The following is a 16,062-nucleotide window of genomic DNA, read 5'->3' on the forward strand; positions in this document are numbered from 1 at the left end:
CTGCTGAGACGGTTAAAAAGCAAAAGAGATGCGTTGTGATCCAACACTTTAAATCCAAACAGTTTATTGCCTTTTTGATTGCAGGATTTATCTCTTTTACCGTCAATTTCTGTAGCAGAATTCTCTATAACGAGTCATTCAGTTTTTCAACATCCATTTTTCTGGCTTATATTACTGGAATGATCACTGCTTTTATTCTTGGAAAATTATTCGTCTTTAAACAAAGCGGACAAACTTTAGTCCAATCCCTTATTTTTTTTATATTAGTTAACTGCATTGGGATGCTGCAAACCTGGCTTGTCAGTTTACTGTTAGTTTTTTATGTATTACCCGCCCTCGATATTCATCAATTCTCCCGGGAAATAGGACATGTAATGGGACTGATTTTTCCAGTTTTCACCTCCTATTTGGGCCATAAATTTTGGACTTTTCGGGAAAATAGTTAATTATATAAAACCAAAAAGAGTTGATGAATCTCAAGAGAGTAGTTTTTTCGCCATTATAAGCTAAAAACGTAAAGTCCATTCAAGCGCCTTTCCGCATGGAATCACTAAAGAGGTATTATTTGATCCTTGCTTAAGGTGATATGTCGATACTCAATAAATAGGTCCAACATGAGAAAAGCGCAAATACAAAATCTTCAACACATCTCTGCAAGGGATAACAATAAAGGAAGGAATGAACTTCTCCGGAAATAAATACAGTAGGAGTATGAAAACCAGTTTATCGAACAATTAATTCCCCCTGCGTCAAAACAAGAGAATTTCCATTTCCTGTCCTATACTTATTGAATAATAACACCGACTTTTGCGAGACTTTAATATGGAAAACTCATGGAAAGATCACTTGCATCAGGCACTGATAAAACAGTTGGGTCCTAAACGGGGAAAAAAACTGGCGGAGAAATACCTCCCCGCATTGTCAATGAGTTACTGTGAGCAACACACCCTGGAAGAGGCAATAGGGGATCTCTTGCAGATAGATAATCTTTCGCCAGAAAACCCATTAGCAATTGTTTTTTACGAATCATCTCGTGGAGAACATCCTCTGCACATCAAACTGTATCGCTTCGGCAGTTCAATTCCCTTATCCGATATCTTACCCATGATCGAAAACATGGGATTACGAACCTATACAGAGAGACCCTACAAAATTGCTCTCGAGCCTAATCAATTTGTCTGGATTGGCGATTTTAATGTTTCCTACGCCCATCCCAATTTACTCACTCTCGAGCAGGTAGATAGTCTTTTTAATGAGGCGTTGATAAAAATTCATGTTGGAGCTTGTGAAAACGACGGTTTCAATAAGCTGGTTTTGGGAGCAGGATTATCCTGGCGGGAAATCGCAGTCATTCGTGCCTATGCCAAATACATGCAACAAATTGGTTTTCGCTTCAGCCAACAATATATAGAAAAAACCATCGCAGGATATTCCATAATAGCCAAAAAACTGATTGAGCTTTTTTATTTAAAATTCAATCTGAAACAAAATGCAACTACTAAAAACAAAATGGCGGAACTGGATCACGAAATTCGGGCTGACATTGATGCAATCACCAGCCTGGATGAAGATCATATCATCCGTTATTTCTGGTCTTTAATCAAAGCCACACTACGCACCAACTATTTTCAATTAAATTCAGATGGCGAGCCCAAAAACTATTTGTCCTTTAAACTCCATACGGCAAAAGTGCCTGATTTACCCCCTGGGCAGCCTCTTTATGAAATTTTTGTATATTCAACCGAGTTTGAAGGCATACACCTGCGAAGCGCCAAAGTAGCGCGTGGAGGCATTCGCTGGTCTGATCGCCCAGAAGATTTTCGTACCGAAATTCTGGGTCTTATGAAAGCGCAAAAAGTAAAAAACTCAGTGATTGTACCTTCCGGGGCCAAAGGTGGTTTTATTTTAAAAAAACCAGTTTATCTTCTCGATCGTGAGCAGATAAAGCAGGAAGTAATCCACTGTTATCAATCTTTTATCAGAGGATTATTAGATCTTACCGACAATCTGGTAGATGATCGTGTTGTCGCCCCCAAAAATACTGTTTGTTATGATGAAGCAGACCCCTATCTGGTAGTCGCAGCAGACAAAGGAACAGCGACCTTCTCAGATCTTGCCAATGGAATTGCCAAGGAATACAAATTCTGGCTCGGAGATGCCTTTGCCTCAGGTGGCTCTGCTGGATATGATCATAAAAAAATGGCCATTACTGCTCGTGGTGCTTGGGAATCCATCAAACGGCATTTCCGTGAACTCGACATAAATATTGAAGAACAGGATTTTACCGTTGTGGGGATTGGTGACATGAGCGGGGATGTATTCGGAAACGGATTAACCTACACGCACCATGCCCTTTTAATTGCAGCATTTGATCATCGCCATATATTTATCGATCCCCATCCTAATGGACGCCAATCATTTGAGGAACGCCAGCGTTTATTTCATTTGCCCGCTTCATCATGGGAAGACTTCAATCCTCAATTAATTTCCAAAGGCGGCGGCATCTATAAACGTTCAAGCAAAGCGATTACCATCACTCCGGAAGTAAAAAAAGTCCTGGATATTACTGATGACTCCCTTACCCCTAACGAGCTGATTCGTGCCATCTTAAAAGCACCAGTTGATTTATTATTTAACGGAGGGATTGGTACTTATGTGAAAGCATCAACCGAATCCCATGCCGATGTGGGCGACAAAACCAATGAATTTTGCCGGGTCAATGGGAATGAGTTACGCTGTAAAATTGCAGGTGAAGGCGGTAATCTTGGTTTTACGCAACTGGGGAGGGTTGAATATGCATTAACAGGAGGGTTGATTAATACCGATTCTATTGATAATTCGGCAGGTGTTAATTGCTCAGACCATGAAGTGAATATTAAAATTCTCCTGAATAAGGAAATGAACCAAGGGAAACTCACGGAGAAAAAACGCAATCAATTACTGACAAAAATGACTGAGGAAGTCGCCCAGCTTGTCTTACAAGATAATTACAACCAGGCGCTGGTTTTAGGCTTTTCTGCCATGAACTCCCTGCCCTATAGCGGTTTATACCAGGCTTATATCAAAGAATTGGAAAGCGTAGTCCATTTGGATAGAAGTGTGGAATTCCTTCCTGACGACAAACATCTTCTGGAACGTAAAGCAGCAGGCCAGGGACTCACGCGTCCTGAATTATCCATCATTATGGCTTATACCAAAATGTACATCACCGGGGAATTATTAAAATCTGATCTGCCTGATGATCCCTATTTTGCAACCATACTGCAAACTGGTTTTCCTTCGCTGCTGATAAAAAATTATGCTAAATCAATGCAAAGTCATCGCTTGCGACGAGAGATTATTGCCACCCAATTGAGTAACCAGATTGTTAACAGCATGGGTATTACCTTTATGTACCGCATGCAAATGGAAACGGGACAATCAGTATCAGATATTGCCCGTGCCTATATTATTGCCGCCAAGGCTTACAAAATAGAGGACCTGCACCAGTTAATTGATTCACTTAATTATAAAGTATCGGTACAAACTCAATATGAGCTGCTTCATCATGTAAGGCAATTAATGAATCTGGCAACACGATGGTTTTTACACCATAAACGTCTTGAAGGCGGGATTGCCAATAATATTGCTCATTACAGTCAATCAATTGGCAAGCTCGAAAAATCAATTCCAGATTTAATGGCAGGAGTCACCAAAGAATATCTTGACAAGATTGTCACCCAGTTCATGGGCATTGGATTATCTGAAGAGGCTGCCAAAAAAATTGCCGCAACTCGCGCTATGTATACTGTATTAAATGTGGTGGAAGTAGCGACACAAAATAAATTTGATCTGGCCCGTACTGCTGAAGTTTATTTTAAAGTAGGCAGTAAATTTAGTCTGGTGTGGTTCCGTGATCAAATTGGTAATGATTCTCGTGAAGGTCATTGGAACAGCCTGGCACGATTATCCCTGCGGGATGAACTGGATAACTTGCAACGCCGTTTAACCATTGTCATTTTAATTAAAGATCAAAAAAAACTGGATTCAGATAAATTAATTGACTATTGGTTTTCCAAAAACCGTTTTATTCATCAACGATGGGAAAAATTACTGGAAATGCTCCTTAGCAGTTCGAGTATTGATTACACGATATTCTTTATTGCCCTGAGGGAATTATCAACACTGATTACCGTTGAGTAATTCATAAAAAAACTTCTCAAGTAAGATACTCCATTAATGCCCGTATTAGCGCAGCATAATACGGGTGATACCTCTTTTTACCCCAGAATACGCCAATTGTGTTTTAATACTTCCTGATGGTACTGTGATGATAGATTCAATGGAACACATTAAAGGGAGAACAGCATATGGAAGAAAAGAGAGAACTTGCCAAATTAAAAATTAAAAGAGCTCACCAGTTGGAAAGGAAGCAGGCAGCAAAAGAAAAAATAATTGAAGAATATGGACAGGGAATCACTATTTATTTGCAAATTAGCGAGAAAACACCCGACGATTTGCATGCCCTTACGGAAGCTTACTACAGTCTTGCTACCTTCTATTTTAATCTTAAGGAATATGTTAAAGCAGGAGAATGTTATCTGGAGGGCATCAAAAATCTGCTCCATACAAAATTAAATGATGACAGTTATAGAAAACTAACAGAATTGTATATTAATTTATCCGATGCATGTTATGAGTCGATGAAACAGCATGCAGGAAATGAAGCCATGACAAATGCCATAAAAGCATTTGGTCTGATTCAAAATAAAACTCCCGAGGAGCAGAAAATCGGCGATCCGGTAATTAATTTCAAACAATTCCATGACTTTTATGAAAGAGAACTTTCAACAGATACCTATCTTGAATCATCCAAATTTGCAAACCATGAGTATTTATTGAGTGAAGGACAACTGGTAAGACAACAAGAAGCCCTACTGGAACAATTCGAAACGATATCCCTTAAGGAAATACAACAAATTGATACAAGTATTGAAGGAATGCTAAGTCAATTGTCACTGGCAGCTGAAAAAAATCCTTTTAATCCTGTTTTACTCGATAAAACACCGAGCGATGCGGCTTATCGGAGTATGGCAATGCAACTGTTGTCACGAGCAAAAAACCTGGTTCAAAACCAATTCATCAGGGAAACTATTGAAACCTACAAACAAGTCATTAAAGTTCTTGAAGCCATCAAGGATCCCCAGACAAGTGACGGTCAAATAATGAATCATCTGCAGCAACAAATTGAGTATTTACAAAGAAAACCAAATACTCATCAAGCAAGTTCGCCCTTGAACCAAGTCCCTGTCAGCCAGACTGGAATGGGATTTTTCTCCCAAGCTATGGATAATGACTTTGAAATGAAAGACGATGAATACACACTAAATCTGTGAACATATATCCTGAATGCCGCAGCCTGTACACACGCCACTGCGGCATTCAGGATAATCCTGGCAAAATGTATTCGAGAACCTAACAATTGCTCCAAATTACGTGCTGCAGATTTGTCTACTATGGTTTTCAAAATAGGTTCAGTTAAGGCTATAATCTTATAAACAGAATTGATCCTTTGCGTTATAAGGGAATCGAACCATGCGCCCGTTATTTATAGGGAGAGGAGCTATTCTATGATCAGTCGATATCATCCCATTCCAATCAATTGGTATTTTGATCCCTCGATTTATCAGCTTGAAAAAGAATATATTTTTCAGCACAGTCCTGAATATGTAGGACATCAGCTCATGGTACCGAATCTAAACGATTACTATGTCCTGAAACGCAGTAATGATAAAGAAATGTTAATTCATCATGAGGAGGGAATCAGCGTACTCTCTAATATTTGCCGCCACCGTCAGGCAATCATTTTATCCGATTCAGGAAATGTGAAAAGAATCCGCTGCCCGATTCACAGTTGGTCTTATACTACTCAAGGTGAATTGATTCATGCACCGCAATTTGACCCCAAACCATGCTTTAATTTAAAAAAAGATGTGGTAAGTGAATGGAATGGGCTTCTTTTCAGAGGTAACAATAAAATAGAAGCAAATGTCTTTGATGCCAAGGCAAGTAGCGTGTTTGATTTTTCTGATTATGTATTCACCGAAGCAAAATACCAACACTATTTGTTCAACTGGAAAATATTTATGGAGGTATATCTTGATGATTATCATATACCTTTCTTTCATAATGGATTGAGACGGTTGGTAGATGTGCGCCAACTCGAATGGACCCTCAATGATAAGTACTCCGTTCAATATGTGGGGATCCAATCCGATTTATCAAAATCGGGTTCTGCTTGCTTTAAATTATACCAGGATGCGTTATTGGCGCAAACTAATGGTGATTTACCTCAGTATGGTGCAGTTTGGTTCGCTTATTATCCCAATATTATGATTGAGTGCTTTCCTTTTATGCTAGTCATTAGTATGGTATCGCCTACAGGAATCGATCAATGCATCAATAGCGTGGAGTTTTTTCATCCCAAGGATATTTTGCTATCTAACCCCGACTTATGCGCAGCAGCACAAGCAGCTTATCTGGAAACAGCTTTAGAAGATGAAGAAATATGCATAAAAATCCACCAAGGGAGAAAAGCCCTTTACGAGCAAGGGGAAAATCAGACAGGTCCCTATCAACCCACTATGGAAGCTGCTTTACCTACATTTTACAACTATATTTCTGGAAAAATAAAAGAAAGCCGCTAATCTTCGAAGTCACATGTAAACGCCTCTGTTTCACGCACCAAAGCACTGATTAACTCACTGGCATGCACATTCCTGCATAATGGGGCTGATTGCCCGGCCCACATAGACATAAAATCAATATTATTTTTTTCTTTTGCTTTTTTTCGCATCTTGCCTGTTAAAGCATTCTGAACAGGATAGGGCAAAATACTTGTTTTATTACTCATTCTTTCAATAAATTGATTACGTATGCCTCGTGCCAATTTTCCAGAAAATGCGCGCGTGAGTACGGTGTTATCCTGTTTTTGAGTACGCAAGGTATGTTTGTATACATCAGGAATTCCCGCTTCAAAACAACTGAGAAAAGCCGTTCCCATTTGAACTCCTTCAGCACCTAAAGCACGTGCAGCAATAATCCCCCGGCCATCCATAATTCCACCCGCAGCAATAATGGGTATTTTTATTTGATCCACCAATTGGGGGATCAAACTGAATAAACCCAGCAAGCCGTCTTCCTCTTTACCAATAAAAGTTCCTCTATGGCCTCCTGCTTCGCTGCCTTGGGCAACCAGGGCGTCAATTCCCGATTCTGCAAGCACCCTTGCTTCCGCCTGAGACGTCGCCGTGCCAATCAAAAAGGTGGAGTTATTTTTAAATTGGGAGATCCAACCCCAATCCAATACACCAAATGCATAACTGAAAACAGGTATTTTTTCCTCAATCAGAACATTTACTTGCTCATTAAAAGATGGCGCATAAGGTTCAGAAAGCGGTTCAATGTCCATGTTTAACTCCTGGCAGGAGCGTTCAATATCTTTACATGCTTTGTGAATCTGGGCTGGTGAGGCATTGTATTTTCCAGGAATAAAAAGATTAACGGCAAAAGGCTTGCTGGTTAATTCGCGAATTTTTTTTATGGCCTCCCGAATTTCAGAAGGATTCATATACCCAGCGCCTAATGAGCCTAAACCACCTGCATTAGACACCGCAGCGACTAACTCAGGAGTAGTGGCCCCGCCTGCCATGGGTGCTTGAATAATCGGGTATTTTATCCTTATTTTTGCAGCCAGATTTGATTGCCACATATTCTTATCCTTTCTCAACTTCATTCATCATAAACTCAATGGTCAAGGAAAACCATAGTGTATTTAGGAGCAGATCTGTTATGCTCTTTGGGGTATCTGCGAAAAAAGCGAATCGACAGTTCTGGAAATTAGTCTATGATTTTCTTAATATATTAATTTTTGGAAGGTAAAGTTTACCTCATCACTTTTTTTAATAAAAATCTGCTGCATCAAGTTAGGAGGACGCCATGAAAGCACAAGCAATATCATCTTTTGGTGATTCTTCAGTCTTTAAAACGATTGAACTTCCCAAACCTAAAATTAAACCTGGCTATGTGCTCATCCGAGTTGTAGCAACCAGCGTAAATCCTGTTGACTGTAAAGTTCGCTCTGGCAAATACAGCCATATTTCTCCCCCTTTTCCGGCTATTTTGCACAGTGATGTAGCAGGTATTATCGAAGAAATTGGTGAAAACGTTGCTGATTTTTCAGTAGGTGATGAAGTCTATGGGTGTGCGGGTGGTTTTCTCAATGAAAGCGGCGCACTTGCTGAGTTTATGCTTGCCGATGCTCGATTGATCGCCAAAAAACCTAATGAGTTAAGTATGGTTGAAGCAGCGGCATTACCTCTGGTTTCTATCACTGCATGGGAAGCATTGTTCGATAAGGCACAGATTAAACCAGGACAAAAAGTATTAATACATGCCGGCACAGGCGGTGTTGGTCATATCGCAATTCAATTGGCAAAATGGGCTGGAGCTGAAGTATATACCACTGTTTCTTCTTCCGATAAAGCAGACATTGCGAAATCCCTTGGAGCCAAAGAAGCGATCAATTACCGTATTGAATCAGTCCAGGATTACGTTAATCGCTTTACCAAAGGCTTAGGATTTGATGTAGTATTTGATACTATTGGGGGAGAAAATCTTGATAAATCGTTAGCTGCGGTTGCCCCATACGGAAATGTGGTCAGTATTCAGGCTAATTCAACCCATGATCTTGCGCCATTACACGCCCAATCAGCCAGCTTGCATGCTGTTTTTATGTTATTGCCTTTATTGCGTAATGAACAACGCGAACGACATGGCAAAATTTTAAGCGAAATTGCTAATTTAACAGATGAAGGTTATTTAAAACCCCTTATTGATCCCCATCTCTTCTATTTTGAAAATATTGAAAAAGCTCATTCCTTATGGGAGTCAGGGAAAGCAGTAGGAAAAATTGTGGTGCAAGCTTATTAAAGGGCTGGCTCTTCCACAAGACCTCGGCGGTACCAGGCCTTAGGATGCTTTACTCTTGGAACCATTAAGCCAGAGGGTTCTATCTTTGATAAAGCCAAACTAGAACCTTCTGCCTGGTCTCTTAATAAGTGGGGCTTGATGTAATTTTTTTATGGTTTGGATTTTGTTTTTCGAGCAAATGATCATTGCCCCTAAAGTAAAGTAAGGTGCCTGCGATAACCGCTGTAGGCATGGTCAATAAATTTAAAAGGGGTATAAAACTGATCAAATTGATAGAAAAACCAAATCCCAGTGAGCGCATTTTATTTCCAGCCACTTTTCTCCGCATGTCTTTAAAGCTGACCAAATTATTATCCATCGCAAAATCCTGGTATTGAATGCTAAGTATCCAGGCATTAAAAAGAAACCATAAAAAAGGATAAATTGGTTGCAGCAAAGGTATAAAGAATAAAATACCCATAATCAGGAATCTTGGTAAAAAATAACCAAGAAATTCACCTTGCCGTTTTATACTGCGGATCACCATCTTATGAAACGGTATGGGGGGAATCGTACTTTGAAAAAGTAAATTTTGTGTGCGCTCAGAGAGAAGTCCATTAAAAGGAGCGGCAGCCAGATTAAAAAATACCGTGAACAGGGACAAGAACATCAAGAAATAACTCAGAACAAAAATGATAAACAAGACACTGCTGAGAAAACTTAACCAGGAAGGCAATTTATCCAGGTAGTAATAAGCATAAGGGAGTACAAAATGCTGGACAAGATAGAACAGGCCTACAAACATCATCAAATTAAATGCTAGAGGTAAAAGGATAAATCGCTTTAATCCTGGAGTAAGCAGGTATTTGATGCCTTTTAGTGGATAAAGCATCCCAAGAAAAAAATTCCTCATCTTTGATCCTCAACCTCGTTTCCAAAATAATCAGATAGCTTCAACCTCTTAGCTTAATTCATTATGAACAAGGAATTCTATTGGTATTTATTAAAAATTTTTGCTCAAAATAATGACACACTAAGTTATTGTTATATAATGGAATTCCTTTTTAAACAATAGAGGTTCTTAAATGCCATTTATCAATCAACCCAAGGAAGTTCCTAAATTAATTACTCTGGCAGCACAGGTGCTCTATGAACACAAACCTCACCTTTTTTTTTCTTTCTACAAGAGTAAACAAATCCTTCCTGAAATAGAAAATAAATATGTGAATCCCACAATACAAAAACTGATTGATGAGCGGGAAAAAATTTATTTGTCCAACGTAGAGAAACGAAAACGGAAAATTGCCAATTATACTTCCCGTCTTGATGAAAACGAGTGTTTTAGAAAATGTACCTATTTGGCGCTGATAGCTTTAAGTGCTGGTGTCCATATGAGTATTTATTATATTATGAAAGCAAGTGGTGTTTCCTCATCAACAAGCATTACTTTTCTCGCTACAATGCCTGCTACTATTATGGTTATGGCTTGTTTTAGTCCCTTTGCAACTCATTATTTGTCAAAAGCAATGGCACACTGCGCCGCCCCTCGAGTACGCAATGAGCCTATTGATTTGGAAAAAGAGTTAGCTGACATTGAATCAAATCACCAGCGAGGCTTTTTATCTGTATAAAAAGACGGTCATTGAAGGGATCGCGTGCAGCTTATTTCGGAAATTGAAAAACTTTTGTATTCCTCTTCGGCTCTGCTGCACACTCATATCCTTTCTTATGTAACAATCTTGTTACAATTTCAAAAGCTCTTGATATATCCCTGTTACATTTAATAATTAAACTAAGCCTCAAAGAACACAATCAGAGGGGAATACAAGATGTTTAAAAAAATTTTGGTGAGCACTATATTAGGTGCAGCTGCCTTATTTTCCAACGCAGGTTTTGCTTATTATCATACCCATGATGATTATCCACGGTTCAAATATTTCCGCCACCACCATCATTCAAGATGGAAAAATATTCATCGGTGGATCCCCCCCAGAGATTATATTGTAGTAGAAAATGGAACACCCTACCCACGATATCATCAACATTATTAATCGTTACCTTCATGCACTTTTATCAATTACATGCGTAAAAACTCAAGGGATGTACCTGAACAATCTTCACAAATTTTTTAATCCCGCTTTGCTACCATTTTGAAGCTCCCCGCGAACGGAGAGCTTCAATGTCCATCGCAAATGAATGAGATCAACCTTAAACCCTTTTTGGCCTCATATATATAAAGATAATCTGCTAGAATTTTACCTCTTAACAATCAAAGGTAAATAAACGGCTTATGAAACTGTTTCTGCAATTAGGTGTTTTTTTCTTTGTCATATCACTTCTTGTTTATTCATCTTTGGCTATTTATGTTATAAAAAATGCCGAGACTGATGAGAAAAAACAAGCGGATGTGATTCTGGTTCTTGGTGCAAAAGCTTATCGTGAAAACTCATACAACCCATGTCTCGTCGCCCGGGTGAAACATGCAGTGAATTTATATAAGGCCCATTATGCCCCCAATCTTCTTTTTTCAGGGGGGACCGATATAGAAGATGGAGCAAATGAAGCCCTGACAATGAAAAAAATTGCCCTGTCTTTAGGGGTGCCTGCCAAGGATATCCTTCTTGAATCCGCCTCCACTACTACCTATGAAAACCTGCTTTTTTCTGAAAAAATATTCCAGGCTAAAAAATATAAGCGCATTATTATAGTTACGGAACCTTTCCATGCTCCCAGAGCTCTGTTAGTAGCAAAAAAATTTGGGCTTGAAGCGGTAAGTTCCCCAGCAACAAAAAGTATATGCTGGACGAAACATAAATACCTGTCGCGTTATTTCCTGAAAGAACCACTTGCCATTATGTACTATAAGGTGAGAAATCAATTATGAATAGTAAAGCCAGTTTATATTTTGATATAAAGCAAATTCAGCAGGAAGGTTACCTTGATAAGTAACCTTCCAGATAAATATTTTTATTTGCTTTTAGTACAAGTCTCTGTTCCTATTTGGTTATCTGATTGCAACACCCAGTTGGATTGTAAAGAACCATCTGATTTAACTTCAATCATTTGAATTCCAATTGTGTCCGGCTTTCTGGGATCCCAGAAGGATGCAGCAATAACATTAGTCGCATTAGGATGCATAACCCCTGTGCCATAGAGAACAGGATCTCCAGCACTACTATCCCATTCTAAAGTATATGTATCGCCTGTCTTGGTTATGCTCATAGGATAGGAAGCTGTATTATTTGAAGCATCGGCTCTTTGGCATTGGTAATTCCCCAGAACAGATGAGGTACCACTGGTCGTGCTACTTGTTTCCGTACTTGTGGTGCTCGTATTGGTTGTGGAACTGCTTGGGTTATCCGCATACGCTGATAAAGTTGATAGAGATAATGCAGTAACTAAATAGACATTCTTAATCGCAGTTTTCATAATAAATTCCTTTTCTCATCATCACCTTTTATTAGAGTAAATTCTATTGTTGTGCCGATTTGGTGCAGGTTTCAGTGCCACCCTTATCCTTGTTGCTTTCTGCAAAAACCCCATCCAGAGAGCCATCCGGTTTAATTGTAAAAATCTGGATTGTCGTTACAGTTGGAGATTTGGGTTGCCAAAAAATATAACCAATCGCATTAGGAACATTTTTATTCATTATGCCCTTACCAATGTAATAGGGAAATACGCTTCCAGTAGGAATGCCTGAAATTTTGTAAACATCGCCATTTTTTTTGAAAACTACAGTTTCTGTTCCGTCATTGGGAGTGGTAAAGGGATCATGATAGGAGCATTTATAGGATCCGGAAATATCAGGTGCATCTGCAGAATAAACACCAGGTGATACTGCTAAAACACCTAACATAGTAGCTAGGGATAGCTTATTGATGGCACGCATAAGAACTCCTTTTCTTAATAAACTTAAATGATTTTAAGGCACCGAAGTTACTAATAAATATATGTTACGCAATATGGAAAAGCAAATTTCAAATAGAATAATTTTTATAATATGTCAACCTAAGAGGCGAAATTTAAAAACTGTTGCTCATTTCCCCATATATTCCTTATAAATTTGCATCCGTAAAGCGGGAGCTGAGGCAATACTAATTAGTTGGTATACACCTGCCGGTATCCCCCATATCTGAATTAGCCTCGAGGAAATCAATCAATTTTTTTAATCGTCCCTGATTGGCAGCCAAAGATTCAAAAAAACCCAATTTCACCGGCTTGCCCGAAGCAGCTGCCAATTTTCTTTTTTCTGCTGCATTGCATTTTAGTAATTCCCACCCGCATCGCGCTGAAAAAGTATCTTTGGGGTGCTTATCTGCTGCAAACTGGTCCGTATATTTTTCCATGCAAAATGCATATAGTGCTGCGTGAACAATTTTTGCTTCCCAACCGGGCAATAATCGCTCTTGATTTTTGACTGAGTTGGCAAAATCCAAAATCTGGGAAAGAGAATTATCTCTATTGCTACTAAAATCAACTTTTAATAGGCGAATTGTTTCCTCTATTGCTTCCTCATTATCCTTTTCAAAAAGGGGTTCACACCTGAATTTCGCAATAAAAGAATAAATCCAGCGATTCGTGTCTGTCGCTTTAAGATAATTTCTTCGTCCGGTTGGCAATAAATCAGTAATGTGATGCAAGGCATCAATTTCTCTAATTGACCGCATGTTAATGAATCTATCATAGGTACTGAAAAATTGAGCACATCCGGATACTTGTTGAGTAAGCCAATTAAAAATTGCCAATTCAGAGCGTCGCTCCTCATCTGTTGTAGGGTAACGAAAATGGATCAAGGAAGGGAGTAAAGCGATTTGTTCCACGGTGCAATGTTTATGCATTAAATAAAAAAGGGTTCGTAAAAGAAACATTATATCTTCGATTTTTTCTATTTCCTGTGGCCTGTTCGCAGAAATTTTTTGACTTAATTTGGAAAATGGATAATTTTCGAGTTCATGGTTCTCAGCATAACCCAGCATACGGGCAGCACAAATGATTAAGGGGATAAGTTTGTTGACATTCAATGGATCCCCTTTTACCGACAAGCTGGTATAATAATTTTGTAATTCCTGGTGCACTCCCAAATGATGGAAATCAGCCTCTAATAAACCTGCGCTTGCCAGTGCACATTGAAATTTAAGCCAAGGCTCAACAAAGGGTGTGATGGTCCACAGCTCCCTTTGTTCGCAAGGAATGATACGCAGTACGCCCTTCCAAAATTGATTAATTATCCCTTTTAGAGAACGTACCATTTCCGGAGTAACATCCTCTTCTTCCTCATATCGATCCAACAAATCATCCATTTTTAGTTTCAAGGCACGGGTTTCAAGAGGTGCTTTTAACGATAAACTAGTATTTTTCAATTCATCAATAAGTATCCTAAGCTGGTAGACCTTCATCCTTTCACTCCATGGGCAAATAGTGTTTTAAGTAAAATAAGATTGGTTTTCAATGAATTAAAATCTAACACATGACAGATATTAGTCAACAACTAACACAATTGACTGATATTTTGATTAAGTTGCTAACAAAAATTCCGTCTTGGCCCTGAATTTGCCTCTCTGCACGAGTATATTCAATCAACTGCCTTTATTTCTTTCACTACTGATAACTCATAAAAGAAATTTTCAGGAAGAGTATTTTGAATTGAAATTATGGTTATATAATCGAATTTCTATCTAGTGGACTTGTAAGAAAAAGGATATCGTTGCACATGTTTGATTTTACCGGAAGTTATACAGATCAATACCAACTGACCATGGCCCAGGTTTATTTTTTGAAAGGTCATACAAATACTGCAGTCTTTGATTATTTTTTCAGAAAACTTCCTTTTAACTCTGGATATGCTGTTTTTGCGGGTTTATCAGATTTATTGGACATTTTAGAAAACTATCACTTCAATGATCGCGACCTTCATTTTTTACAGGATAAGGGAATGCATCCAGAGTTTCTCAATTATTTGAAAAACTTCCGCTTTAAGGGAACTGTTTATGCGCACATGGAAGGAGATATAGTGTTCCCTACATCGCCTATTGTGACGATTGAAGCCAATATCATCGAGGCGCAACTTATTGAAACGATTCTTTTAAATTTACTTAATTTTCAAACTCTTATTGCTACCAAAGCCAGCAGGATTAGACATGTTTCCGGCGACTGTAAACTGGTTGATTTTGGGTTGCGCAGAGCCCAGGGTCCGGGGGGTTATTATGCCAGCCGGGCAGCGATTGTTGGTGGCTTTGATGCGACAAGCAACGTCTGCGCAGGACGTGATTATAATATTCCCATTTCGGGAACAATGGCTCATTCATTCATACAAAGTTATGACAGTGAATTGGATGCATTCCGGGATTTTGCTGAAATATGGCCTGATAATTGCACCTTGCTGGTGGATACATACAGTACGTTGGAAAGCGGTGTACCTAATGCAATTTGCATAGGCAAGGAAATGGAGCAACGTGGGCATCGATTACAAGCCATTCGACTGGATAGCGGCGATTTGGCAGAATTGGCAAAAAAATCACGACAAATGCTGAATGATGCAGGTTTGCATTATGTTCAAATAGTGGCCTCCAATCAATTAGACGAGGAAAGAATACAAACTCTGCGCGAGCAAAAAGCACCCATTGATATTTTCGGGGTGGGAACCAATTTGGTTATTGGCGCTCCGGATGCTGCTTTGGATGGAGTTTATAAATTAGCTTTTGCTAACGAAAAACCGCGGCTGAAACTTTCTGAATCCACGACCAAAATTACCTTACCCTATAAAAAACAAGTCTTTCGTTTAGTACAGCAAGAGAGATTTTTAGGCATGGATGTCGTTGGATTAATCGATGAGACCCACTTGGACAGAGTCTACGCGCCTTTTGAAATGGAACAATTAATATCTCATGATCATTACCAGTTTGAGCCCTTACTCCACAAAATGATGGAACATGGCAAACGGTTAATGCCAGCAAAATCATTGCAGGAAATTGCCCAATACAGCAAAGCACGCTTAAGCCAATTACCCGAAGGGTACAAACGACATAATAAGCCGGAAACCTACCAGGTGGGATTAAGCGATCACCTGAAAATAAAACGTAATGAATTAATTAAAAAATATAAAAAATAAATTCT

General features: G+C 39.0%; 14 protein-coding genes. 9 read left to right on the forward strand and 5 right to left on the reverse strand.

Annotated elements, in window-relative coordinates; translation table 11 throughout:
* Positions 1-35 precede the first annotated feature (35 nt).
* The 4 genes from KYQ_RS08235 to KYQ_RS08250 all read left to right on the forward strand — a co-directional run bounded on the left by KYQ_RS08235 (position 36) and on the right by KYQ_RS08250 (position 6,686).
* Positions 36-446, forward strand: a complete 411-nt coding sequence (locus KYQ_RS08235; RefSeq protein WP_010653048.1) for a GtrA family protein — start codon at positions 36-38, stop codon at positions 444-446.
* 376 nt (positions 447-822) lie between these two features.
* Positions 823-4,182, forward strand: coding sequence for an NAD-glutamate dehydrogenase (locus KYQ_RS08240; protein WP_010653047.1), 3,360 nt, complete (start codon positions 823-825; stop codon positions 4,180-4,182).
* Between the two features lie 167 nt (positions 4,183-4,349).
* On the forward strand, positions 4,350-5,375 hold the full coding sequence (locus tag KYQ_RS08245; protein ID WP_010653046.1) for a tetratricopeptide repeat protein: 1,026 nt from the start codon (positions 4,350-4,352) through the stop codon (positions 5,373-5,375).
* A 234-nt stretch (positions 5,376-5,609) separates the two neighbouring features.
* Positions 5,610-6,686 carry an aromatic ring-hydroxylating oxygenase subunit alpha gene (locus KYQ_RS08250; RefSeq protein WP_010653045.1) on the forward strand — a complete coding sequence of 359 codons (1,077 nt, stop codon included), beginning with the start codon at positions 5,610-5,612 and terminating at the stop codon, positions 6,684-6,686.
* On the opposite strand, the gene KYQ_RS08255 is transcribed toward KYQ_RS08250, so the two are convergent.
* The gene (locus tag KYQ_RS08255; RefSeq protein ID WP_010653044.1) at positions 6,683-7,750 is read right to left on the reverse strand and encodes an NAD(P)H-dependent flavin oxidoreductase; all 1,068 of its coding nucleotides are present in this window, start codon (positions 7,748-7,750) and stop codon (positions 6,683-6,685) included. The two genes, KYQ_RS08250 and KYQ_RS08255, sit on opposite strands and share 4 nt — an antisense overlap.
* Positions 7,751-7,977: 227 nt before the next feature.
* Between KYQ_RS08255 and KYQ_RS08260 the strand changes: the two genes are divergently transcribed.
* A complete protein-coding gene (locus KYQ_RS08260; RefSeq protein WP_010653043.1) occupies positions 7,978-8,970 on the forward strand; it encodes a zinc-dependent alcohol dehydrogenase family protein in 993 nt (330 codons plus the stop codon).
* A 121-nt stretch (positions 8,971-9,091) separates the two neighbouring features.
* On the opposite strand, the gene cysZ is transcribed toward KYQ_RS08260, so the two are convergent.
* Positions 9,092-9,862, reverse strand: a complete 771-nt coding sequence (gene cysZ, locus KYQ_RS08265; RefSeq protein ID WP_010653042.1) for a sulfate transporter CysZ — start codon at positions 9,860-9,862, stop codon at positions 9,092-9,094.
* A gap of 172 nt (positions 9,863-10,034) precedes the next feature.
* Here cysZ and KYQ_RS08270 point away from each other — a divergent pair, with 172 nt between their 5' ends.
* The 3 genes from KYQ_RS08270 to KYQ_RS08280 all read left to right on the forward strand — a co-directional run bounded on the left by KYQ_RS08270 (position 10,035) and on the right by KYQ_RS08280 (position 11,833).
* Positions 10,035-10,580 (forward strand): hypothetical protein, encoded by a 546-nt coding sequence (locus KYQ_RS08270; protein ID WP_010653041.1) that lies wholly within the window; start codon positions 10,035-10,037, stop codon positions 10,578-10,580.
* 198 nt (positions 10,581-10,778) lie between these two features.
* Entirely contained in the window at positions 10,779-11,000 is a 222-nt protein-coding gene (locus KYQ_RS08275; RefSeq protein ID WP_010653040.1) for a hypothetical protein, read from the forward strand.
* 239 nt (positions 11,001-11,239) lie between these two features.
* Complete coding sequence (locus KYQ_RS08280) at positions 11,240-11,833, forward strand: YdcF family protein (RefSeq protein ID WP_010653039.1); 594 nt, start codon at positions 11,240-11,242, stop codon at positions 11,831-11,833.
* A gap of 83 nt (positions 11,834-11,916) precedes the next feature.
* Here the strand turns inward: KYQ_RS08280 and KYQ_RS08285 are convergent, their stop codons facing one another.
* The 3 genes from KYQ_RS08285 to KYQ_RS08295 form a co-directional block, all read right to left on the reverse strand.
* On the reverse strand, positions 11,917-12,378 hold the full coding sequence (locus KYQ_RS08285) for a hypothetical protein (RefSeq protein WP_010653038.1): 462 nt from the start codon (positions 12,376-12,378) through the stop codon (positions 11,917-11,919).
* A gap of 43 nt (positions 12,379-12,421) precedes the next feature.
* Complete coding sequence (locus KYQ_RS08290; RefSeq protein ID WP_010653037.1) at positions 12,422-12,838, reverse strand: hypothetical protein; 417 nt, start codon at positions 12,836-12,838, stop codon at positions 12,422-12,424.
* A 205-nt stretch (positions 12,839-13,043) separates the two neighbouring features.
* Positions 13,044-14,345 (reverse strand): hypothetical protein, encoded by a 1,302-nt coding sequence (locus tag KYQ_RS08295; RefSeq protein ID WP_010653036.1) that lies wholly within the window; start codon positions 14,343-14,345, stop codon positions 13,044-13,046.
* Positions 14,346-14,659: 314 nt separating this feature from the next.
* Here KYQ_RS08295 and KYQ_RS08300 point away from each other — a divergent pair, with 314 nt between their 5' ends.
* Complete coding sequence (locus KYQ_RS08300; protein ID WP_010653035.1) at positions 14,660-16,057, forward strand: nicotinate phosphoribosyltransferase; 1,398 nt, start codon at positions 14,660-14,662, stop codon at positions 16,055-16,057.
* Positions 16,058-16,062 lie beyond the last annotated feature (5 nt).

It is taken from the genome of Fluoribacter dumoffii NY 23, assembly GCF_000236165.1.
Lineage (GTDB): Bacteria > Pseudomonadota > Gammaproteobacteria > Legionellales > Legionellaceae > Legionella > Legionella dumoffii.